20 protein-coding genes are annotated in these 22,049 nt (G+C 68.0%); 17 read left to right on the plus strand and 3 right to left on the minus strand.

Going from position 1 to position 22,049, the window contains the following annotated elements:
• Positions 1–229 precede the first annotated feature (229 nt).
• The 4 genes from JIM95_RS05640 (at position 230) to JIM95_RS05655 (ending at position 6,536) form a co-directional block, all read left to right on the plus strand.
• Complete coding sequence (locus JIM95_RS05640) at positions 230–1,918, plus strand: bifunctional uroporphyrinogen-III C-methyltransferase/uroporphyrinogen-III synthase (protein WP_200257856.1); 1,689 nt, start codon at positions 230–232, stop codon at positions 1,916–1,918.
• Between the two features lie 104 nt (positions 1,919–2,022).
• Positions 2,023–3,036: a porphobilinogen synthase gene (hemB, locus tag JIM95_RS05645; protein ID WP_267169333.1), complete on the plus strand. Its 1,014-nt coding sequence runs from the start codon at positions 2,023–2,025 to the stop codon at positions 3,034–3,036.
• A 168-nt stretch (positions 3,037–3,204) separates the two neighbouring features.
• The gene (locus JIM95_RS05650; RefSeq protein ID WP_200257853.1) at positions 3,205–3,753 is read left to right on the plus strand and encodes a hypothetical protein; all 549 of its coding nucleotides are present in this window, start codon (positions 3,205–3,207) and stop codon (positions 3,751–3,753) included.
• Positions 3,754–4,004: 251 nt separating this feature from the next.
• A complete protein-coding gene (locus tag JIM95_RS05655; protein WP_200258590.1) occupies positions 4,005–6,536 on the plus strand; it encodes a heavy metal translocating P-type ATPase in 2,532 nt (843 codons plus the stop codon).
• A 26-nt stretch (positions 6,537–6,562) separates the two neighbouring features.
• Here the strand turns inward: JIM95_RS05655 and JIM95_RS05660 are convergent, their stop codons facing one another.
• The gene (locus JIM95_RS05660) at positions 6,563–7,729 is read right to left on the minus strand and encodes an NAD(P)-dependent malic enzyme (protein WP_200257851.1); all 1,167 of its coding nucleotides are present in this window, start codon (positions 7,727–7,729) and stop codon (positions 6,563–6,565) included.
• A gap of 188 nt (positions 7,730–7,917) precedes the next feature.
• Between JIM95_RS05660 and hemE the strand changes: the two genes are divergently transcribed.
• From hemE to rfbA, 13 genes are all read left to right on the plus strand, one after another.
• Positions 7,918–8,991, plus strand: coding sequence for a uroporphyrinogen decarboxylase (hemE, locus tag JIM95_RS05665; RefSeq protein ID WP_200257849.1), 1,074 nt, complete (start codon positions 7,918–7,920; stop codon positions 8,989–8,991).
• A 121-nt stretch (positions 8,992–9,112) separates the two neighbouring features.
• A complete protein-coding gene (locus tag JIM95_RS05670) occupies positions 9,113–10,537 on the plus strand; it encodes a protoporphyrinogen oxidase (RefSeq protein ID WP_200257847.1) in 1,425 nt (474 codons plus the stop codon).
• Positions 10,538–10,705: 168 nt separating this feature from the next.
• Positions 10,706–12,022, plus strand: coding sequence for a glutamate-1-semialdehyde 2,1-aminomutase (hemL, locus tag JIM95_RS05675; protein WP_200257845.1), 1,317 nt, complete (start codon positions 10,706–10,708; stop codon positions 12,020–12,022).
• Positions 12,023–12,059: 37 nt separating this feature from the next.
• Positions 12,060–12,662 carry a histidine phosphatase family protein gene (locus JIM95_RS05680; RefSeq protein WP_200257843.1) on the plus strand — a complete coding sequence of 201 codons (603 nt, stop codon included), beginning with the start codon at positions 12,060–12,062 and terminating at the stop codon, positions 12,660–12,662.
• 2 nt (positions 12,663–12,664) lie between these two features.
• Positions 12,665–13,270, plus strand: coding sequence for a TlpA disulfide reductase family protein (locus JIM95_RS05685; protein ID WP_200257841.1), 606 nt, complete (start codon positions 12,665–12,667; stop codon positions 13,268–13,270).
• Positions 13,267–14,088 (plus strand): cytochrome c biogenesis CcdA family protein, encoded by an 822-nt coding sequence (locus tag JIM95_RS05690; protein WP_248113171.1) that lies wholly within the window; start codon positions 13,267–13,269, stop codon positions 14,086–14,088. The genes JIM95_RS05685 and JIM95_RS05690 overlap by 4 nt, the downstream gene beginning before the upstream one ends.
• A gap of 188 nt (positions 14,089–14,276) precedes the next feature.
• The gene (locus JIM95_RS05695) at positions 14,277–15,875 is read left to right on the plus strand and encodes a cytochrome c biogenesis protein ResB (protein WP_200257839.1); all 1,599 of its coding nucleotides are present in this window, start codon (positions 14,277–14,279) and stop codon (positions 15,873–15,875) included.
• A gap of 105 nt (positions 15,876–15,980) precedes the next feature.
• Positions 15,981–16,970 carry a c-type cytochrome biogenesis protein CcsB gene (gene ccsB, locus JIM95_RS05700; protein WP_200257837.1) on the plus strand — a complete coding sequence of 330 codons (990 nt, stop codon included), beginning with the start codon at positions 15,981–15,983 and terminating at the stop codon, positions 16,968–16,970.
• 364 nt (positions 16,971–17,334) lie between these two features.
• Entirely contained in the window at positions 17,335–17,529 is a 195-nt protein-coding gene (locus tag JIM95_RS05705; protein WP_200257834.1) for a hypothetical protein, read from the plus strand.
• A gap of 261 nt (positions 17,530–17,790) precedes the next feature.
• On the plus strand, positions 17,791–18,432 hold the full coding sequence (locus JIM95_RS05710; protein ID WP_200257832.1) for a LysE family transporter: 642 nt from the start codon (positions 17,791–17,793) through the stop codon (positions 18,430–18,432).
• Positions 18,433–18,462: 30 nt separating this feature from the next.
• Positions 18,463–19,467: a dTDP-glucose 4,6-dehydratase gene (gene rfbB / locus JIM95_RS05715; RefSeq protein ID WP_200257830.1), complete on the plus strand. Its 1,005-nt coding sequence runs from the start codon at positions 18,463–18,465 to the stop codon at positions 19,465–19,467.
• Positions 19,468–19,495: 28 nt separating this feature from the next.
• Positions 19,496–20,128, plus strand: coding sequence for a dTDP-4-dehydrorhamnose 3,5-epimerase (rfbC, locus tag JIM95_RS05720; protein WP_200257828.1), 633 nt, complete (start codon positions 19,496–19,498; stop codon positions 20,126–20,128).
• On the plus strand, positions 20,125–20,994 hold the full coding sequence (rfbA, locus tag JIM95_RS05725) for a glucose-1-phosphate thymidylyltransferase RfbA (RefSeq protein ID WP_200257826.1): 870 nt from the start codon (positions 20,125–20,127) through the stop codon (positions 20,992–20,994). The genes rfbC and rfbA overlap by 4 nt, the downstream gene beginning before the upstream one ends.
• Positions 20,995–21,034: 40 nt before the next feature.
• Here the strand turns inward: rfbA and JIM95_RS05730 are convergent, their stop codons facing one another.
• Both JIM95_RS05730 and JIM95_RS05735 read right to left on the minus strand, forming a co-directional pair.
• Positions 21,035–21,445 (minus strand): ArsR/SmtB family transcription factor, encoded by a 411-nt coding sequence (locus JIM95_RS05730; RefSeq protein WP_234034572.1) that lies wholly within the window; start codon positions 21,443–21,445, stop codon positions 21,035–21,037.
• Between the two features lie 279 nt (positions 21,446–21,724).
• Positions 21,725–22,030 (minus strand): hypothetical protein, encoded by a 306-nt coding sequence (locus JIM95_RS05735; RefSeq protein WP_200257819.1) that lies wholly within the window; start codon positions 22,028–22,030, stop codon positions 21,725–21,727.
• Positions 22,031–22,049: the final 19 nt, after the last annotated feature.

A 22,049-nucleotide genomic window follows, 5' to 3' on the forward strand; every position in this document is an offset into this window, starting at 1 on the left:
GCTTTATCGTTGTCCTCGTATGCGCTCAACGCCCACGGGCAGCCCACGGACAACGTGACCGGGGGATCGTCCGGTCCACCCGTCCGTCACGCCCTCCGCGGTGTCCGGTCCGGGCGTTGCGGTCGTACCGGGGTATCCGGCACCGCCCCGGAGCACTAGTTTCTGTCCGTCACGTGCGGCGTCCAGCCGGGCCGCGCCCGAGAACCCGAGCCTTGAAGAAAAGACACACATGAGCATGGCCCATCCGGCCCCCGAGGCCCAGGAACCCACGACGGGAAATGTCATCTTCGTCGGCGCGGGTCCGGGTAATCCCGATCTCCTGACCGTCCGTGCCCGTGAGGTTCTCAGCCACACGGCGATCGCGTTGACCGACCCAGGGGTGCTCGGAGGTGTCCGCGAGATCGTGGCCAGTGAACTCGCCGTGCCGCAGGCGAAGCTCGACGCCGCGGACGAGGCCTACGCGCGGCAGTGCGCGGAGGCGAAGGCCGCGGGTGCGCGCCGCAAGCCCCCGCGTCCGCCGGCACCGACCGCCGCGGAGATCACCGAGATCACCGACGTCACCCCGGAAGAAGTGGCGAAGCTCCTCGCCGAGGGTGTGGCCGACGGCTCAGATGTCATCCGACTCGTCGCCGGGAACCCCCTCACCAGCGATTCCGTTCTCGCCGAGATCAACGCCGTCGCCGCCGCGGGCCTCGAGTTCCAGGTGGTTCCCGGCATGTCCGTCCCCTCGACGGTCCCCGCTTTCGCCGGCATCGCCCTGGGTTCGACCTACACGGAGACCGACATCACCCGCGGCGACGACGTCGACTGGGGGCAGCTCGCCACCGCGCCGCAGCCGCTCGTGCTGCAGGCCACCAGGGAGCAGCTGGTGACCATCGCGGAGAAACTCCTCGGATGTGGCATGTCCCCGCAGACCCCGGTCTCGGTCACCGTCCACGGAACGACGCGGCTCCAGCGCACCCACGACACCACCCTGTCCACCCTGGGCAAACTCGACGGAGAGCTCCCCGGCCAGCTCGTCGTCTCACTCGGTACCTCGGTGGATGACCGCTCGAAGTACTCCTGGTGGGAGAACCGGCCGCTGTACGGGTGGCGGGTCCTCGTGCCCCGCGCCAAGGAGCAGGCCGCACCGATGTCGACCAGGCTCGCCAGCCACGGCGCGATCCCGCAGGAGGTGCCCACGATCTCCGTGGAGCCACCGCGGAATCCGGCGCAGATGGAACGCGCCGTCAAGGGCATCGTCGAGGGCCGCTACCAGTGGGTCGTACTGACCTCGGTCAACGCCGTGAAGGCGCTGTGGTCGAAGATGGCCGATTTCGGTCTCGACGCCCGTTCCTTCGCCGGAGTCCGGATCGCCGCCGTCGGTCACAAGACCGCGGCCGCCATCCGTGACCTGGGTATCACCCCGGAACTCACCCCGCGCTCCAACAACCAGAACGCGATCGGCCTGGTCGAGGTGTTCCCCGAGTACGACTCCGATCTGGACCCCGTCGGCAGGGTCCTGCTGCCGCGCGCCGACATCGCGACCGAGACCCTCGTCGAAGGACTCGTCGACCTCGGATGGGAGGTCGACGACATCGTCGCCTACCGCACCGTCCGGGCGGCCCCACCCAGCGCCGAGATCCGGGAGATGATCAAGTCCGGTGGTTTCGACGCCGTGTGCTTCACCTCCTCGTCCACCGTGCGCAACCTCGTCGGCATCGCGGGGAAACCCCACCAGCGGACGATCATCGCCTGCATCGGCCCGATGGCCGCGGCCACCGCCGCGGAGATGGGACTCAGGGTCGATGTCCAGCCGGAGGTCGCCGGGGTCGCCGAGCTCGTCGATGCACTCGCCGCCCACGTGGCTGCCCTGCGGGCCGCGGGGCAGCTCCCGCCCCCGCGCAAGAAGCGTCGCTCGCGGCGGACGAACTCCTGATCCCTCCCCCACCGGTGGGCCGTGCACGGCCCACCGGTGGGGGAGTAGGACAGTAGGTGAGTCCCTGTCCGACACCCGCAACCCTTTCGAGAGGTCTGTTTCCCGTGACTGTTTCTTCCCGTCCGGTCCGTCGCCCGCGCCGTCTGCGCACGAGCTCGGCGATGCGTGAGCTGGTCGCCGAGAGCACGCTCCGCCCCGCGGACTTCATTCTCCCGATGTTCATCGCCGACGGCATCGACGGACCCAACCCCATCGGCTCCATGCCCGGGGTCGTGCAGCACACCACCGGTTCGCTCCTCGCCGCCGTGGAGGAGGCCCGCGACGCGGGGATCCGGTGCATCGACCTGTTCGGGGTCCCCCGCCCCGGGGACAAGGACGCCACCGGTTCCGTCGCCTGGCGTGCCGACGGCATCCTTAACCGTGGCGTCGCCGCTGTCCGCGAGCGCTTCGGTGACGAGATCCTCGTCATGGCCGACACCTGCCTCGACGAATTCACCGACCACGGGCACTGCGGTGTCCTCACCGAGGACCGCTCGGGGAAGACGATCGTCGACAATGACGCGACCGTGGAGCTGTACCGGAGGATGGCGGTCTCCCAGGCGGAGGCCGGTGCCCACATCGTCAGTCCCTCGGGCATGATGGACGGCCAGGTCGCGGCGATCCGGGAGGCCCTCGACGACGCCGGCCACGGCGATGTCGCGATCATGGCCTACTCCGCGAAGTACGCCTCCGCCTTCTTCGGTCCCTTCCGGGAAGCGGTCGGCTCATCCCTCGACGGTGACCGGCGCGCCTACCAGCAGGACCCCGCCAACTTCCGGGAGTCCCTCCTCGAGGTCGAGCTCGACGTCGAGGAGGGTGCCGATTTCGTCATGGTCAAGCCGGCGCTGCCGTACCTCGACGTCCTGAGGGCGGTGGCCGACACTTCACCCGTTCCGGTCGCCGCGTACCAGGTGTCCGGCGAGTACGCGATGATCAAGGCCGCGGGAGCGAACGGCTGGGTGGACGCAGACGCCGTCATGATGGAGTCGTTGACGTCCATCAAGCGCGCGGGCGCGGACCAGATCCTGACCTATTTCGCGGTGGATGCCGCCCGCAGGTTGCAGGGCCAGGGGGCCTAGCCGGGCTGATACCGTCCCCCGACGTCGGCCCCCTGCGCACCGGCAACTACCGTGGGGAGCGGTCCTTCCGCAGGATCCCCGGGGCACCGCCGATCGTCGGCGGTCGCCGACGGCACCCGGGATCCGTTGATCGACGCAGCACACCATCCCCGACGACAGGACACCCGTATGACGCAGCAGCCCGGGCGGCCCCAGGCGAAACCGGCCCCCACCATCCCGGAATCCGGCCGACTCGCGGTCCAGCTGTGGTGGGCGATGGTGGTCCTCGAGATCATCCACCAGATATTCAACGTGGTGATCAGCCTCATCGATCCATCCGCGGTCAAAGCCAACGCGAACTTCGGCGACACCCGTGGGGTCCCCGTCGACGATGTGATCACCGTCGCGATCATCATGGCCGGGGTACTGGGAATCGGGATCATGGTCCTCCTCGCGTTCGCCGTGTACGGTTACGCACGCAACAGTGGCTGGAAGTGGTTGCGGACCCTGCTGGTGTTCTTCAGCGTCTACTTCGCGGTCCGCGCGGTCGTCGTGTTCACGACGAGCCCCACGGGAACCGCCGCGCCGACGGCGCTGTATCTCATCGACGGGAGTCTGCAGATCCTCACCGCCGTCGCCGGTGTCCTCGGCCTGATCTTCAGCCGCCGCGCCGACGCCGTTGATTGGCAGGAGGGGGACGGCGGCGACGGGGGATCCCCGGTGGCTCCGGGGCGGTAGCCGGGAAAACCCCGTGATCCGCGCCCCGATCCGGGTAGATTCGAACACCGAGGACCGTTCCACCCGGCGTACCGGGTGTGTCCACCTTCCGACCGACACCAGGAAAAACCGTGACGCCGAAAAAGGATGACCCCACGACCGCCGCCAATCCCATTCCCGAGATCTTCGTCCAGGACAGTACCCCGGAGGAGCTGAAGGAATCGGAGCGTCAGGTCGCCGAGGCGATCGCCGATGCGAAAGAGGCCGCCCGCATGGCGGGTCTCGGGGCCCGCAACGGGGACGAGTCACTCCAACTGCGCCTCGCCCGCCGGTCCGGCGGCGGGTGGACCTCCTTCGCCCTCGAACTCGACGGCGTGAAGTCCGCGGTCCACGTCACCGAGATCCAGCGTGCCCTCAACGACATTGAGGGCGTCCGCGCGAGCGTGATCTACCCGACGTCGACCGCGTGGGTGACGGTGCCGGACGACGTCAATCCGGAGGAACTGATCCGCAGGCTCTCTGAGGTGGGGGTCAAGGCCTATCTCACCCGGTCATCGCTTCGCCGGCGTGCGGAACGCCTGGAGATAGCGAACCGCCGGAAACGTCTCGCCCAGCACCGGCACTCCCGGTCGGGGTTGTCCATCCGGGGACTCGGTCGCCGTCCCGGCCCGCGGACCCCCCGTGAGGTGGATCAGGAATCCCGGGACAAGGGCCGCCTGCGGTCGGACGTCCGGACCCTCCCGCGGGAGGCGGAGCCCACCGACGTGCTCTTCACCGCCCGGGCCCTGCTCACGCCGCTCCGGTTTCTCGTCAGCCTCGCACTGACCATTCCCGTCCTGGTGATGAACTATTTCCGGGACCTGCAGTTCGACTACTGGCAGTGGGTGTGTCTCGCCCTCGCGACCCCCGTGGTCCTCTGGGGAGCGTGGCCGTTCCACCGGGCGATGGTCGCCGGACTGCGCCGGGGCATGTCGGCTCTGGACGCCGCCAGTTCGGTGGCGATCATCTCCGCCTACCTGTGGTCGATCATGATGCTGACCTTCACGAAGGCCGGTGACGTGGGATGGACGTCATCCCCCGAATGGCTCGCCGTCAACCACTCGATCTTCTCCTCCGGGGAACTCTTCCTCGACGTCGCCTGCGGATCGACCGTTCTGCTCCTGGCGGGACGGCTGGCCACCCGGTCCGGCAGGAATTCCCTGCTCGACGAGGAGGGACAGAACATCGAGTCCTCGGTCTCCGCGGTGACCGTGGTCAGGAAGAACGCGCGCAGCGGCAAACCGGTGAAGAAGACCATCCCCCTGCAGGAGGTCCGCGTCGGCGACGACATCATCGTCCCCACCGGCCAGGTCATTCCGTCCGACGGTCGGGTCATCGGTGGCGCGTCGACCATCGTGCCCGGACTGATCGGTGGTGGCCGGGAGACACTCGACGTCAAGGTCAACAGCGACGTCTACGCCGGCGGCATGAACCTCGGAGGACCGCTGAAGATCCGTGTGCAGCGCACCGGTTCACGCACCCGCCTGGCGAGCATGCACCGGTGGATCGCTGAGGCCTCGCAGTACCAGAACCGTTCCGCGCAGCTGGCCACCCGCTCCGCGTCGCTGCTCGTCCCGTGGGCGCTCAGTCTCGCGACCCTCGACTTCTTCCTCTGGTGGCTGATCAGCGGCAACCTCAACGCCGCTTTCGCCACCGGTCTCGCCATGCTCGCCTGCGTCGGACCCGTCGCACTGGCCCTGTCCACCCCGATCGCCATGCGGCTGGGTATCGAGACCTCCGCCCGACGCGGCGTACTCATGCGCAACGCCGAGACCATGCGCCAGCTAGACGAGGTCACCACGGTCATCTTCAACCGGGTGGGTACCCTCGCGAAGGGTGAGATGGCGCTCGAGACGATCACCACCGAGATGGGGGAGAATCCCGAACTCGTGCTCCGCGTCGCGGGTGCGCTCGCGATGGAGAGCGACCACCCGGTGTCGAAGGCACTCGTCCGGGCCGCCCGTGAGGCCCGCGACTCAGGGGCCGGCGGCGAGGAGGTCCCGCACTGGATCGAGGTCAACCACGTCCGGATCACCGACGGCGGGAACTTCTCCGGCCAGGTCGAGATCCCGATGCCCGACTCCGACGGAAACCTCGAGCTCCGTACCGTTGAAGCCACGCTGTGGCGCCCACGGGACCTCTCGGAACTCGACGGTCGCCTCGCGACCGCGTCCGTAGCCGGCGGCACCCCACTGGTGGTCAGCTGGAAAGGCAGGGCGCGGGGCGTCATCACGCTCTACGACAAGGTCAAGGACGATGCGATCGACGCCGTCGCGGAGCTGGAGAACCTCGGCCTGGAGACGATGATGCTGACCCGGGACACCTATCCCGTCGCACGTCGTTTCGCCGACAACCTCGGAATCTCGAAGGTGCTGGCCGGTATCGCGCCGGGCAAGAAGGACATCGCGGTGCGCAGCGTGCACGCCCGCGGCGAGACCGTCGCCATGGTCGGCGACACCTCGGTCCTCGGTTGTCTCCGGGTCGCCGACATCGGCGTCCTCATGGGTTCCGCCGACGACCTCGACCACGACGAGGCCGATGTCGTGCTGCTGCGGGAGGACGTCGAGACCGTGCCCGAGATGATCGTCCTGTCCCGCCGGGTGTCGGCTCTCGCGGACCGCAACATCATCCTCGCCTGGACCTACAACGGGGTCGCGATGGTCGCCGCGGCTGCGGGTGTCCTGCACCCGATGGCGGCGACCGTCCTCATGGTCGCCTCCTCGCTCATCATCGAGTACCGCTCGCAGCGGGTCAGGAAGTTCTGACGCGCCGCCGCCCGCCCGCGCCGGGCTCAGCCCTCCGCGAGTGCCGCGGCCTGCACCGCGGTGCTCACCGCGGGGGCGACCCGCGCGTCGAGCGGTGAGGGCACGATGTACTCCGCGTCGAGACGTTCCGCCGCGATGTCCGCGATGGCCCTCGACGCCGCGAGTTTCATCGCCGGGGTGATCCCCGTGGCCCGGGCGGCGAGCGCCCCCTGGAAGATGCCGGGGAAGGCGAGCACGTTGTTGATCTGGTTGGGCAGGTCGCTGCGCCCGGTGGCGACGACCGCCCCGTAGGCGTACGCGAGCTCCGGGGTGATCTCCGGATCGGGATTGGCCAGGGAGAACAGGATGGGTTCCGGGGCCATGAGTTTGAGCGCGTCCTCGCCGACGTGTCCGCGGGACAGCCCGATGAAGGTGTCCGCGCCGGTGAGGGCCTCGGCCACGCCGCCCGAGACACGGCGGGGGTTGGTGATGCGCGCCAGCTCCTGCTTCACCGAATTCAGCGGGGTGCGGTCCGGGTGGATGATGCCCCTCGAATCGAGCATCACGATGTCCCGGATACCCGCGTGGATGAGCATCTTCGCGCACGCGACGCCCGCGGCACCGGCCCCGGAGATGACCACCTTCAGGTCCCTGAGTTTCCGGTCCAGCAGTGTGCACGCGTTGCGCAGCGCCGCTGTGATCACGATGGCCGTGCCGTGCTGGTCATCGTGCATCACCGGGATGTCGAGGGCCTCGATCAGGCGACGCTCCAGCTCGAAGCAGCGGGGCGCCGAGATGTCCTCGAGATTGATCGCACCGAACGACGGGGCGAGGGCCACGATCGTGGCGAACAGCTCATCGACGTCCGTGGTGTCCAGCACGACGGGCACGGCGTTGAGCCCCGCGAACCGGCCGAACAGCTGGGCCTTGCCCTCCATGACGGGCAGTGCCGCCCTGGCCCCGATGTCGCCCAGACCCAGGACGGCACTGCCGTCGGAGATCACCGCGACGTTGCGGCCGGCCCACGTGTAGTCGTGGGAGAGCGCGGGATCCTCCCGGATCGCCTCGCACACCCGGGCCACACCGGGGGTGTAGGCGATGGACAGGTCGTGTACGGTGTCCAGCGGCCGACGGGACATCGTCCCGATCTTGCCGCCCTCGTGCGCCGCGAAGATCTCGGCGTCGGTCAGTGTCGCTGGGTGATGGTCGCTCATGGGTGGGTCCTCTACGATCCTCTGGCGGGGGAAATGAACGTGACGTCACCATTTAAACCTCCCTTGGCGTGACGGGGGGTGTTTCGCGGGTGGAGTGTGACCGCATTCATACGCGATCACGCCCACCATCCGACCACCGGGCCGGTCCGTCTGGCCTTCGGGTGAGCGGGTCAGGCAGGATGGGACGCATGACAGCACCCTCACCGGCGGCCCGCCGCACGCTCGACAACGCCCCTCTCCTCGACGCCGCCGCCGGCCGGACACCCTCCCGCCCGCCGGTGTGGTTCATGCGCCAGGCGGGACGCTCGCTGCCGGAATACCGGAAGGTCCGCGAGGGTATCGCGATGCTGGACTCCTGCTTCATGCCTGATCTCCTCGCCGAGATCACCATGCAGCCCGTCCGCAGACACGACGTCGATGCGGCGATCCTGTTCTCCGACATAGTCGTCCCCCTCAAGGCCGCCGGCGTCGACGTGGAGATCGTCCCGGGTCGTGGTCCGGTGGTGGCGCACCCGATCCGCAGCCGCGCGGACGTCGACGCGCTCCCGGTCCTGGACCACGAGGTCGAACCCGTCGCCGCCGGCATCGACCTCATCCTGGACGAACTGACGGACACCCAGGCGCTCATCGGCTTCGTCGGGGCGCCCTTCACCCTCGCGAGTTACCTCGTCGAAGGTGGGCCCAGCAAGAATCATCAGGTCACCAAGGCGATGATGCACGCCGACCCCGACACCTGGCACGCGCTCATGCGTCGCATCGTGCCCACGGTCACCGCCTTCCTCCGCACCCAGGTCACCGCGGGTATCGACGCCATGCAGCTGTTCGACTCCTGGGCGGGATTCCTCACCGAACGCGACTACCGGGACCACGTCCTGCCGTACTCGACCGAGATCCTGGCGAGCATCGCCGGTGAGATCCCGCGGATCCACTTCGGTGTCACCACCGGAGAACTGCTGGGGTCCATGGCGGAGGCGGGAAGTGAGGTGATGGGCGTCGACTGGCGTGTGCCCCTCGACGAGGCCGCCCGCCGCATCCGCGCCTCCGCTGGCCCGAAGGTTCTGCAGGGCAATCTCGACCCCGCGCTCCTGTTCGCCGGGGATCAGGTCGTCGAGCGGGAGATCGCCCGAATCCGCACCGAAGCGAACGCCGCGATCGCCGCCGGGGACGCCACCGGGCACATCTTCAACCTCGGGCACGGAGTGCTCCCGGACACCGACCCCGACGCGATCACCGCCGCCGTCGCCGCGATCCACGCGGGGTAGAACGGATGCTCGTTCCACGCACCACGGCCCGCGGGAACCTGTCCGCGCCGGGGTACTAGGCTTGGTGGGAAACGCCCCGAACATCAACCGGCACCCTTCCCACAGGAGCACTGTCCAACCCGTGAGCACCTCGTACGCCATCATCGGAGCCGGCCTCGCCGGCCTCACCGCAGCCCGGGAGATCCACACCCTGGATCCGGACGCGCACATCGACGTCTTCGAGGCCACCGACCGCATCGGCGGCAAACTGCACACCGTCGCGTTCGACGCGGGACCGACGGACATGGGCGCCGAGGCATATCTCGCGTTCCGTGCCGACGCGACGGAATTCTTCACCGAACTCGGCCTCGCCGACCGCATCGTCCACCCCGGGCCGCACACCTCGATGATCTACTCCGGCGGGCGGCTCCACCCTCTGCCGCACGACACCGTCATGGGCATCCCCTCCGCCTCGGCGTCGCTGGGGGATCTCGTCGGGGAGGACACCCGCGCCCGGATCGACGCCGAGGGCGACGCACCCGGCATCGACTGGACCGTCGGCGCGGACACGAGCGTCGGCCGGCTGGTGCGGGAGCGCTTCGGCGACGACGTCGTCGACCACGTCGTCTCCGCGCTCCTCGGTGGCGTGTACTCCTGCCCCGCAGATGACCTCGGGCTGCGTGCCACCGTGCCGCAGCTCGCCGCGGAGCTCGATGCCCTCGCCGAGGCGGGGGAGAGGGTCACCCTGAGCCGTGCGCTGAAGAATCTCGACGAGAAGAAGCAGGCACGTAAGACCCTCACCCCGAAAGAGAAGCTCACCCCGGAGAAAACCCCCGTGTTCGGCGCGTTCCGCGGCGGATACGCCGAGCTCTACGAGGAGCTCGCCGAACAGTCCGGGGCGGACATCCACCTCGACACCTTCGTCTCCGGGATCGTGGCGGAGGGCGGGCGCCACCGGATCACCGGGGCCGGCGACACGGCCTACGACCGGGTCCTGATCACCGTTCCCGCCCCCACCGCAGCAGTCCTCCTGCGCGACGTCGCCCCCGATGCCGCGACCGCCGCACGGGAGGTGAAACTGTCCTCCTCCGTCGTCGTCGGCATGCGCTTCGACTGCGGCGACGGTCTGCCCGACCACTCCGGGATCCTCATCGCCGCCGATGAGCCCGACATGCACGCCAAGGCATTCACCTTCTCCTCGAAGAAGTGGCCGCACATCGGCGAACGGGGAGGGGCCTTCGTCCGGGCCTCCTTCGGTACCTTCGGCGACGACTCCATGCTGAAGATCGAGGAGGACGAACTCGTCGACCACGCCCTCGACGACCTGCAGGCCATCACCGGATTCGACGGGCGCGCCGCCGGGCTCTCCGAGATCTACACCCGATACTGGTGGGGCGGGCTGCCCCGCTACTCCGACACCCACCTCGACACCGTCGCCGCCGTGAGAGCGGCACTCGGTGGAACCCCGGCCGTCGACGTCGCCGGTGCCTGGGTCGACGGCGTGGGTGTGCCGGCGGTCATCTCCGGTGCACGGGCGGCGGCGCGCAGGCTCGTGGAAGGCAACTAGTCCCCTGAGCGCGCACACATCGTCACCGTGACGGGTGAAGAAGCCGGGGGAGCGGCCCCGTGCTCCCCGCACGGCAGGAGTCGAGTTCACCGGAGACGAACGGTCCGGGTTCCGGAGGTCCCGACCGTGCGACGTGGAGACCACGCAGGCACCGCCTACAATGGCCCCATGACTTCACGCTTTCCGACGTCCCAGAACACCGCCGGCTCCGCGCGCTGGTTCGAGCGCGCCCGAGCGTTCACCCCGGGCGGGGTGAACTCGCCCGTCCGGGCCTTCGGTTCCGTCGGCGGGCAGAGCCGCTTCATCGCCTCCGCCGAGGGCAGCCACCTCACCGACGTGGACGGCAACGACTACGTCGACCTGTTCTGCTCCTGGGGTCCGATGCTCATGGGCAACGCCCACTCCGAGATCGTCGCCGCCGTGCAGGACGCCGCCGCCCGCGGACTGAGCTACGGAGCCCCCACCACCACCGAGGTCGAACTCGCCGAGCTCGTCGTCGAGCGCACCAGCGTCGACGAGGTACGCCTGGTCAACTCCGGCACCGAGGCCACCATGTCGGCCGTCCGACTGGCCCGCGGATACACCGGGCGACCCAAGGTGCTGAAGTTCGCCGGATGCTACCACGGGCACGTCGACTCGCTGCTGGTCTCCGCCGGCTCCGGCGTCGCCACGTACTCCCTCCCGGACTCGCCCGGGGTCACCGGGGCGACAGCGCAGGACACGATCGTCGTGCCCTACAACGACCTGGACGCCGTGCGTGCCGCCTTCGCCGGGAACGCCGGTGAGATCGCCTGCATCATCACCGAGGCGGCAGCCGGAAACATGGGCACCGTCGCCCCGGCCCCCGGTTTCAACGCCGCGCTGAAGGAGATCGCCCACGAAGACGGCGCCCTCCTGATCATCGACGAGGTCATGACCGGCTTCCGAACCTCCTACTCCGGCTGGTACGGCGTCGACGGGGTCGCCGGGGATCTGACGACCTTCGGCAAGGTCATCTCCGGTGGGCTGCCGGCGGCGGCCTTCGGCGGCCGCCGCGACATCATGGAACGTCTCGCCCCCGGTGGGCCCGTCTACCAGGCGGGAACCCTCTCCGGGAACCCCGTCGCCGTGGCCGCGGGCATGGCGTCACTGCGCCTCGCCACCCGGGAGGTCTACGACACCGTGAATGCGAACGCCGACCGGCTCGACGCCCTCGTGTCCGAGGCCCTGACCCGTGAGGGTGTGGCCCACCACATCCAGCGCGCGTCCAACATGCTCTCCGTCCGCTTCGCCGACGGTGAGGGCCGGAACTTCGCGGACATGCAGGCAGCCGACACCTTCCGCTTCCCGCCTTTCTTCCACGCACTGCTGGACAACGGGGTGTTCGTCTCCCCGTCCGTGTTCGAGACCTGGTTCGTCTCCTCCGCGCTCACCGACGACGACTTCGCACGCATCGAGGCCGCCCTCGTTCCCGCGGCGAAGGCCGCAGCAGCGGCCACAGCCTGACCCAGTCCACGTCCCACACCACGACCGAAAGCGCCCCATGAGCACCACGATCGTCCACCTCGTCCGGCACGGAGAGGTCTTCAACCCCGAACGTATCCTCTACGGGAGGATCCCCGGATACCGGCTCTCCGCCAGAGGGCGCAGTCAGGTCGCCTGCACCGCGGCCAGCTTCACCGGCCATGACGTCACGGTTCTCCGCGCCTCGCCCCTGCAACGGGCTCAGGAGACCGCGGAGCCCTTCGCCCGGATCACCGGCTGCGACATCGACACCGACGAGAACCTGCTTGAGGCGGGGAACCGGTTCGAGGGACTGCGGACCAAGGGCTGGAGGTCCCAGCTGTGGAACCCCTCCCGCTGGCCGCTGCTGATCCGACCGTGGGAACCGAGCTGGGGCGAGCCCTACACCGAGATCGCCGAACGGATGATGACCGCGGTGGAGCGGGCGCGGAACGACGCCGAGGGACACGAGGCCATCCTCGTCAGCCATCAGCTGCCCGTCGTCTGCGTGCAGCGCACCGTCCAGGAACTGCCGCTGGCGCACCTGTCCCGTCAGTGCAACCTCGCGTCCGTGACCTCCCTCGTGTTCCAGGACAGGGAGATCAGCGACATCTACTACACGGAACCGGCGCAGGAGATCTGACGATGCCCTCCCGCCCCAGCCGCACACTCACCGCTGTCCTGGCGGCCACGGCGATCCTGATCGCCGGCTGCTCCACCGACGGCGACGCGGACACCCCCGCCGCGACGGTGGAGACGTTCCAGTTCGCCTCGCCCGGCGGTGCCCTCGAGATCACCTATCCCGAGGAGGAACGCCGCCCGGTCACCCCGTTCTCCGGGGAATCGCTGAAGAACCCCGGCGAGATCATCGATCTGTCCGACTACGACGGCGAGGTCGTCGTCCTGAACGCGTGGGGCCAGTGGTGCGGCCCCTGCCGCACGGAATCGGACGATCTCCAGGTGGTGCAGGATGAGCTCGAGGGACACGGGGGGACGGTTCTCGGCATCAACGTCCGGGACTACTCCCCGGAGATCTCCCGTGACTTCATGGCGGACAACGGACTGACGTACCCCTCCATCTACGATCCGCCGTTCAAGACGGCGGCTGCGCTCGGTGGCATCCCCGCCTCCGTGATCCCCACGACGATCGTCCTCGACAGGAAGCACCGGCCCGCGGCCGTGTTCCTCCGGGAGATCACCGCAGATGACATCCTCGCGGTCACCGGACCGCTTCTGGAGGAGGCCCCGTGACCGACGGTCTCATCCTGCTCGCGGACGCCGGGTTCGGTTCCCGCGTGGCTGATGCGGCGGTGTCCGGTCCGCTGCTGCTCGGCCTGCTCGCGGCGGCACTCGCCGGACTGGTGTCCTTCGCCAGCCCCTGCGTCGTCCCTCTCGTTCCCGGATACATGTCCTACCTCGCCGGTGTCGTCGGCGGGGAGATGGAGTACCCGCCCGACGGTGGTCCCCGCGTCGCCGGGCGCGGGCGGTGGCGCGTCGCCGGAGCCGCACTTCTGTTCGTCCTCGGTTTCACCGTCATCTTCGTCCTCGCCACCGCCACCGTCTTCGGGGCCATCAGCGCCCTGACCCTCAACGCCGAGCTGCTCCAACGCATCGGCGGAGTCGTCACCGTCATCATGGGTGTCGCGTTCCTGGGATTCATCCGGCCCCTCCAGACCGAGCGGAGGATGCATCCCCGCAAGTGGTCCACCTGGATCGGCGCGCCCCTTCTCGGTGGTGTCTTCGCGCTCGGATGGACCCCGTGCCTGGGGCCGACCCTCGCCGCGATCATCTCCGTCTCCGTGGGAACGGAGGGAATGACCGCCGCGCGTGGCGTCGCACTCATCGTCGCCTACTGCCTCGGACTAGGACTCCCATTCATCGTCGTGGCCCTGGGATCAGCCTCCGCCATGCGGGGGGTCGGCTGGCTACGGAGGCACTCCCGAACCATCCAGATCATCGGCGGGGTGACCCTGATCCTCGTGGGGCTCGCCCTCATCAGCGGCCAGTGGGCGCACTTCATCAACTGGGTCCGGCAGTGGACCGTCGAATACGGCGGAACACTGATCTAGACGGTTCACTGGCGTCCCTCCGCGACCGAGGCTTCTCCGGTGAGCGGCATCCACCCCGGACGGCACGTACCTTCAGATCCACGAATCAGGCCGCGGGTGCCGCGACTGGTAGATTGACACGTCGATGACCCATCCGGGGCCCAGTCACCCCGGCACCCGTTTCCCGCTGGAGGACGAAGACCCCGACGATGCTGACCACCCTCTCCAGTTATCCGTTGAAGGCATGGCGCTGGCTCACCAGCATGCGCACCGCCCTGGCGCTGCTGTTCCTCCTCGCGTTCGGTGCGATCCCCGGCGCCCTGCTTCCGCAGCGCCAGCTCAACGAGCAGACGGTCACGGACTACATAGAGGCCAACGGCAGAGTCGCGGAGATCTACGACCGGCTCGAACTGTTCGACGTGTTCAGTTCCAGCTGGTACACCGCGATCTACGTTCTGTTGTTCATCTCCCTGATCGGGTGCATCCTCCCTCGTTCGATCGAACACTACCGCTCCATGCGCAGCCGCCCGGTGCGGACGCCGCGCAACCTGTCCCGGCTCCCGCACCACGGGTCAGGGAAGGTGGAACAGACACCCGACGAGATATTCACCGAGGCCCGTGGCCTTCTCAGGGGATGGCGCGTGGCGGAGTACTCCGCGGAGGAGGACCGCGCGGGAGCGAGATCCCTGTCCGCCGAGCGCGGGTACGCACGCGAATTCGGCAATCTCGTGTTCCACCTGGGGCTGGTCGGAATCCTCTTCACCATCGGATTCGGCAGGTTGGTGTACTACGAGGGACAGGTCATCGTCGTGGCGGGAGCGGACAACTCCCAGTTCTGCAACACCGCCTTCGCCAACTACGACTCCTACAGGTGGGGCACGCTGGTGGACGGCACCGACCTCTCCCCGTTCTGCGTCGAGGTCGAGGACTTCACCGCGGACTACCTTCCCAACGGCCAGGCTGAGATGTTCACCTCGAACATCAGGTGGGCGAAGGGCGACGGCATCTTCACCGATCCCTCGGAGTGGGAGCCCTACACCCTGCGGGTGAATCATCCGCTCCGGATCGAGGGCGACAGAATCTACCTCCAGGGTCACGGGTTCGCTCCGCGGATCACGGTGACCTGGCCGAACGGGGAGTCCCGCACACAGATGGTGCAGTTCCGGCCCGACGACCTGACCTCCTTCCTCTCGTCCGGCGCGATGCGCTTCGACCCGCCGGCGGGAATGTACCCGGATCTGTTCGAGCGGCGCCAGAACCAGCTCGGAATCCAGGGACTGTTCGCGCCCACCGCCCAGTTCACCGGTGAGAACGGGGAACTCCTGAGCTCCGCGTACCCCGCCATGCGTGATCCCGCACTGGCGATCGACATCTACCGCGGGGACACGGGGCTCGACGCCGGCCGAGGACAGAGCATCTTCAGCCTGGACTCCGGGCAGATCCACAGCGGTGCGATGCAGAAGATCGAGCGCGTGAATCTGCTGCGCGGGGAATCCGTGACCCTGGATGACGGGACGCGGGTGACGTTCGACGGCGCGAATGAGTTCGTCAACCTCCAGATCAGTCACGACCCGACCCAACGGTGGGTCCTCGTCAGCGCCATCGCGATGCTCGGGGGACTGGTGCTCTCCCTCGCCGTGAAACGGCGTCGCGTCTGGGTGCGCGTCCGCACCGACGGGGACGGGGGAACGGTCGTCGAGACCGCCGGGCTGTCCCGCACCGACAGTGCCGGATGGGGCGAGGAACACGGACGATTCCACCGCAGACTCCTCGGTCTCCCGGACGACGAGGATGGCGACGACGGGTGACTCTGGGGTGGAATCGCCTCCTCGCGGTAGCGTAAGCTGGACTTTTGAACAACCGCGGCTTCTCGTGCCGCGGCCGGAAACATGTGACACCGAGAGTTGGATCTGATGCCCGTCAACAGCAACCTGGCGTATTTCTCCGATCTGTCGTACCGGACCGCTTTCGTGATCTACGTCATCGGTCTCGTCATCGCGCTCGTCTACTACATCCGTCGTTCGAGTGAGGTGGCCACGGAGACCGTCGGCGTCCGTGAGCGTGAACTCGTCGGTGTCTCGGGAACCGGGACGGTCGCCGGAGACACCCCGCAGCCGCCCGGGGAGGGTACGGAACCGGCGCGTGGCGTCGACAAGCTCGGCGGAATGGTCCAGTCCATGCTGTGGCTCGGACTCATCCTCCAGGGGGCGTCGATCGTGCTACGGGGCCTGTCCGCGGGCCGGTTCCCCTGGGGAAACCTCTACGAGTACATCTCCCTCGTCACCTTCCTCACCATGGCGATCGCGGCACTGGTGATCCAGCGTAAGGACCTGCGGGCCATGTGGCCCTGGCTGCTGGTTCCCGTGCTCATCCTCATGTTCTACGGCGGGACGAAGCTGCACGTCGCCTCTGGTCCGGTGGTTCCCGCGCTCCGTTCGTTCTGGCTGCCGATCCACGTGTCGATCGTGTCCTTCGGTGCCGGGATCTGCATGCTCTCCGGTGTCGCGTCGATGCTCTACCTGTTCAGGCAGAGCCAGCCCAAGGGCGAGGAACACGGGAAGATCGGTGAGATCCTCCGTCCGCTTCCCGGCGCCGACACCCTCGACCGGATCGCCTACCGCGCTGCCACATGGGCGGTCCCGGTCTTCGGTCTCGGGGTCATCCTCGGCGCCCTCTGGGCGGAATCGGCCTGGGGACGCTTCTGGGGCTGGGACCCCAAGGAGACGATGTCCTTCGTCACCTGGATCCTGTACGCCGCGTACCTCCACGCCCGTTCGACACCGAGCTGGCGTAGGGCAGCCCCCTGGATCAACATCGCGGGCCTCGCGGCGATGGTCTTCAACCTCTTCTTCATCAACCTGGTGACCGCCGGCCTGCACTCCTACGCGGGACTGGCCAACTGACCCTCTGATCGGACCCGGTGAACCCTCCCCGTGGCGGGAGGGTTTTTCTGTGGGTATGGGCTCCGGCGGAGAATCTCTCCGGACCCGGTGGGACGGACAGCGACGGCAGGATCGTCGAACATCCCGCAACAGGTGGTCCGGATATCGCCGGGGCCTCTCCGGGAACCTCTGTACCCCACCATCCGGTCCCTGCGGTTCGGATGCCGTGATCGACCGAGATCCGGGCGTGACGGCGCCGGTGCGTGTCCCCCAAAAAACCGGTTCTGGTCATCCGTGCTCCGGGCGGTGTCGCCTTCGCGCCGGGCGATTCTGTTCCTCATCCGTGTTTTCACCGGCCTTCCGGGGCCCCACATGCACTTCGGTCGTGTACCGCACCGATCCGCCGGCCGGTACCGCCGAATCGGACACCGTCGCCGACGGTCGGGACAATGAGGTCGTCGAGGTCAGCACTGACTCGCCGGTGGTCGTTTCGACCACCGGTCCCACCGTGGGATCCGCGCCCAACTCATCAGCGCAGGAGGAGACCACTCAGCTGGAACGGAACTCGGAGATGCGCTGATTCTGTTCCGGGTCGTGGTTCCGCTGAGCGGTGGGCTGACGGTCAACGCAAAGTCGGGCGCACTGTTCCGCGTGGTCGACGCCGAACGCCACCGGTGGGCCCGTTTCCCGGGAAGCATCCGGTTCAGCGGCGGGAAGTCCGGGGTCGTGCCCCGGCGGGGGCAGAGTGATTCCGCGATGGCCCGGACGAACGGTGACGTCATCCGTGCCGTAGGGTGTCCCGGGTAATCCGACAACTCTCTGGATCAGGGGTAAACGCTCTGTGCTGTCCGCCGTCCTCGCGCTGACCGTGGTGTCCGCCGTGCTCATCGCCGTTCCCGGGCCGAGCATCGTGTTCCTCGTCGGGCAGGCACTCGCGGTGGGGCGCCGCCCGGCGATGGCCGGGGTGGTGGGGAACACCCTCGGAATCGCGTTCACCGGAGTTCTCATCCTCACCGCGGTCGGGACGATTGCGGCGAGAACCACGAGCTTCCTCACCGTCCTCCGCTGGGTGGGGGTGGTGGTGCTGATCGCCCTGGGGGTCGTCGTCTACCTGCGGGCCGCATGGCATCTCCACCGGCGGCCGACAGGACTCGAGATCCCCGAGATCCGGCCGGAGAACAGTGGTGTGAGATCGGCGTTCATCTCCGGTCTGCTCGTCGGCGCATCGAACCCCAAGGTGATCGTCATGTTCGGCACGATCATCCCCGGATATCTGCCCGCGGGCGTCGACCCCCTGCCGGGATTGGTGATCCTCAGTCTGGTCCCCCTCATCACCGGCCTGATCATCGACGCCGGCTGGGTGGAGGCCGCCGCCCGGGTCCGGGGCTGGCTCACCGGATCCGAAGGCGGAATGATGTGGATCCAGGCGGCCGGCGGCCTCCTTCTCCTTCTCATGGCCGCACTGGTCGCCGCGGGGCACTGACCGGTCGCTACCGGCACTAGAATCTGCGACATGAGAATCCTCGTCACCGGTGGTGCCGGTTTCATCGGCTCGAACTTCGTCCGCCGCACCCTGGACAGCCGCCCCGACACCAGTGTCACCGTCCTGGACGCGATGACCTACGCCGCCAATCCCGCGAATCTCACGGGACTGGATCCCGCACGGTTCGCGCTGTTGAAGGAGGACATCCGCGCGGCGGACCTCGTCGACGAGCTTGTCGCGGAAGCGGATCTCGTGGTGCATTTCGCCGCCGAGAGCCACAACGACAACTCACTGCGCGACCCCTTCGCCTTCGTCCGCACCAACGTGGAGGGGACCGTGACACTCGTGGAGGCCGCGGCACGGCACGGGGTCCGGTTCCACCACGTCTCCACCGACGAGGTGTTCGGGGACCTGGCACTCGACGATCCGGCCAGGTTCACCCCGGAGACGCCCTACAATCCCTCGAGCCCGTATTCGGCGTCGAAGGCCGCGAGCGACCACTTCGTGCGGGCCTACGTCCGTTCTGCGGGACTGAGGGCGACGATCAGCAACTGCTCCAACAACTACGGCCCACGCCAGCACCCGGAGAAGTTCATCCCGCGGCAGATCACCGCGCTCCTTGAGGGGGGAACCCCGCGTCTCTACGGCACGGGTGACAATGTGCGGGACTGGATCCACGTCGACGACCACAACGACGCGGTCTGGACGATCATAGAGCGCGGTGAGATCGGACGGACCTACCTCATCGGTGCCGACGGGGAGCGATCGAACCGCGAGGTGGTGGGCGACCTGCTGGAGATCTTCGGGCGAGGAAGGGACGACTTCGTGCATGTCACCGACCGTCCCGGTCACGACCGGCGCTACGCCATCGACCCCTCCTCGACGACGGCCCTCGGATGGCGTCCCCGCTACACGGATTTCCGGGCGGGACTCGAGCAGACCGTCGACTGGTACCGGGACAACCCGGGGTGGTGGCGGGAGGCGCGTTCCTCGGCCGAGGCGAACTACGCCGCCACCGAGGAGGTCATCGGCTAGCCGCGTATCGCGCGGCTAGACTGGGGACATGCCTGCACCGCACCCCGACCTGCCAGAGATCCTCGTCGATGATCCCCGCGTGTTCCCTGATTCACGCGGGAGTTTCCACGAGTGGTTCTCCGCCGCCCGCTTCGAGGAGCACACCGGGTATCCGCTCGACCTGCAGCAGGCGAACCTGAGTGTCTCCCGACCGGGTGTGGTGCGGGGGCTGCACTTCGCGGATGTCCCGCCCGGGCAGGCGAAGTGGGTGACGTGCGTGCACGGCCGGATCGTCGACGTCGTGGTCGACATCCGCACCGGCTCAGACACCTTCGGTCGGCATGTGTCGGTGGAACTGAACGACGGGAACCGACGCTGCCTGTACATTCCCGTGGGATTCGCCCACGGGTTCGCCGCGGTCACCGATGCGACGGTCGTGTACCTGACCTCCTCCGGATACAACCCGGACGCCGAGCACGGCATCGACCCCTTCGACCCGGAGCTCGGCATCGACTGGCCCGTGGCGGCGGGGGACCGGATCGTGTCCGACAAAGATGCCGCCGCGCCGTCCCTGGCGTCCGCACGGGCGTCCGGGATGCTCCCCGACGTCGGGGACTGCCTCGCCCACGAGTCCGATCTGAAGAACGGCTGGGCACTGGCGAATGAGGACGCAGGGCTGTGAAGGGCATCATCCTCGCGGGAGGTGCCGGTTCACGTCTGCACCCGATCACCCTCGGGGTGAGCAAGCAGCTCGTCCCCGTCTACGACAAGCCGATGATCTACTACCCGTTGTCGACGCTGATGCTCGCCGGGATCGACGACATCCTGATCATCACGACCCCCGCCGACCGGCCCCAGTTCGAGCGGCTGCTCGGCGACGGGGATCAGTTCGGGATCCGGCTGAGCTTCGCCACGCAGACCGCACCGAACGGTCTCGCTGAGGCATTCATTCTCGGGGCGGAGCACATCGGCGATGATTCGGTCGCGCTGATACTCGGGGACAACATTTTCTACGGTGCGGGACTGGGGACCCAGCTACGGCGGTTCACGGAGCCGGAGGGCGGCGCGATCTTCGCGTACTGGGTCGCGGACCCCTGCGCCTACGGGGTCGTCGAGTTCGACGCGTCCGGCCGCGCGCTGGCTCTCGAGGAGAAACCCGCGGAACCGAAGTCGCACTATGCGGTACCGGGGCTCTACTTCTACGACAACGATGTCGTCGAGATCGCACGGGGGTTGACGCCGAGCGCCCGGGGAGAACTGGAGATCACCGACATCAACTCCGCCTATCTGGAACGTGGGCGGTTGCAGGTTCAGGTGCTGCCCCGGGGTACGGCGTGGCTCGACACCGGGACGGTCGACCTGCTCATGGCCGCAGGGGACTTCGTGCGCACCATCGAGCAGCGGCAGGGACTCAAGATCGGTTGCCCGGAGGAGGTCGCGTGGCGGATGGGGTATCTGGACGACACCGAGCTCGCCGAGCGGGCGCAGACACTGCGGAAGTCCGGCTACGGCGACTATCTGCTGCAGACACTGCAGCGGGGTAGATGAGGCGTCGGACTTCCGTTCCGGCGGAGGGCGACGCCGCCTGTCACAGGGCGTGGATCAGGGAGTGGACCCGGTTGAACTCGTCGGAGTTGACTGTGTAGTACGCCCACTTTCCGCGTTGTTCACGGTTGACCAGCTTGGCTGCGGCGAGTTTCTTCATGTGGTGCGTGATCGTCGGTGCGGAGACCTGGAGGGCGACGGACAGCTCGTGGGAGCAGATCTCGGTGGTGTCGCTCTCCGCGATGAGATAGAGGAGTTTCAGTCGAGTCGGATCTCCCAGTGCCTTGAACAGCTCGCTGGCACGTTCGCTGAGTTCAGGGGGGAGTGCCCGGACAGCATGGGGGCCCGTGAAATCCGGGCATTCGTCGACGGCGATACCTCCGGAGGTGGGGGCGTCCTTGCGGTGGCCCGGTTCTCCGCTCGTGGGGTCGGTCGGCTGTTTCATGAAGGGCATGCTGCCCAATATAGCGTAACTGTGGGTAGCCTAATAACTGCTGGTCGGTGCATTTTTGTTCGGAGTGGCCGGGGCGGGGACCGGAATACCCCCCTGGTCGGGCGGGTGCCGTCAGGATCTCTCCGGCATTCGGTTTCGGTTCGTGGATGGTCCGAAACCGGGGGTGTGCTGGACCTATGTGGTCGAGGGTCGGGGCGGCTGAATCCACCGCGATTCAGGGGTGATCGACCGCTGGTGCCGGTGACGGGGCTGCGACATGGGGCCCACGGGTGACAAAAGTCACTCGCGGGATGTGTCCGGATCGTCGGATCCGTCACCTTCGGTCGAGGTTTCCGGTCGCTGCGTGTACTTTTCTCGTGCCCGCCGCATGCGCTCCTCCTCCTCGCGGGCGGCCTGCTCGGCCGCGCGGCGTTCCTTGAAGCGCTGCTTCTTGATGCTCCAGAGGAACTCATCGTCGTCGTCGGGGCCCTTGATCTGCGGTTGCACCGGTGTCGCGCGGTAGCGTCGGCGGCTTCCGGGGCCGAAGGCCTTCCACACCAGAACGACGACGACGATGATGAGGAGCAGCAGTATGAGACGTCCCACAGGGGATTCCTTCCGACAG

The organism is Corynebacterium antarcticum, assembly GCF_016595285.2.
GTDB classification, from domain to species: domain Bacteria; phylum Actinomycetota; class Actinomycetes; order Mycobacteriales; family Mycobacteriaceae; genus Corynebacterium; species Corynebacterium antarcticum.

Bases quoted from the DNA above. Each gene is read 5' to 3' on its own strand.
- JIM95_RS05655 (WP_200258590.1), top strand. From the start codon at position 4,005: ATGGCGGGTCTCGGGGCCCGCAACGGGGACGAGTCACTCCAACTGCGC.
- rfbB (WP_200257830.1), top strand. From the start codon at position 18,463: ATGAGAATCCTCGTCACCGGTGGTGCCGGTTTCATCGGCTCGAACTTC.
- JIM95_RS05685 (WP_200257841.1), top strand. From the start codon at position 12,665: ATGCCCTCCCGCCCCAGCCGCACACTCACCGCTGTCCTGGCGGCCACG.
- rfbC (WP_200257828.1), top strand. From the start codon at position 19,496: ATGCCTGCACCGCACCCCGACCTGCCAGAGATCCTCGTCGATGATCCC.
- JIM95_RS05660 (WP_200257851.1), bottom strand. From the start codon at position 7,729: ATGAGCGACCATCACCCAGCGACACTGACCGACGCCGAGATCTTCGCG.
- hemE (WP_200257849.1), top strand. From the start codon at position 7,918: ATGACAGCACCCTCACCGGCGGCCCGCCGCACGCTCGACAACGCCCCT.
- JIM95_RS05680 (WP_200257843.1), top strand. From the start codon at position 12,060: ATGAGCACCACGATCGTCCACCTCGTCCGGCACGGAGAGGTCTTCAAC.
- JIM95_RS05730 (WP_234034572.1), bottom strand. From the start codon at position 21,445: ATGCCCTTCATGAAACAGCCGACCGACCCCACGAGCGGAGAACCGGGC.
- JIM95_RS05650 (WP_200257853.1), top strand. From the start codon at position 3,205: ATGACGCAGCAGCCCGGGCGGCCCCAGGCGAAACCGGCCCCCACCATC.
- ccsB (WP_200257837.1), top strand. From the start codon at position 15,981: ATGCCCGTCAACAGCAACCTGGCGTATTTCTCCGATCTGTCGTACCGG.
- hemL (WP_200257845.1), top strand. From the start codon at position 10,706: ATGACTTCACGCTTTCCGACGTCCCAGAACACCGCCGGCTCCGCGCGC.
- JIM95_RS05640 (WP_200257856.1), top strand. From the start codon at position 230: ATGAGCATGGCCCATCCGGCCCCCGAGGCCCAGGAACCCACGACGGGA.
- JIM95_RS05695 (WP_200257839.1), top strand. From the start codon at position 14,277: ATGCTGACCACCCTCTCCAGTTATCCGTTGAAGGCATGGCGCTGGCTC.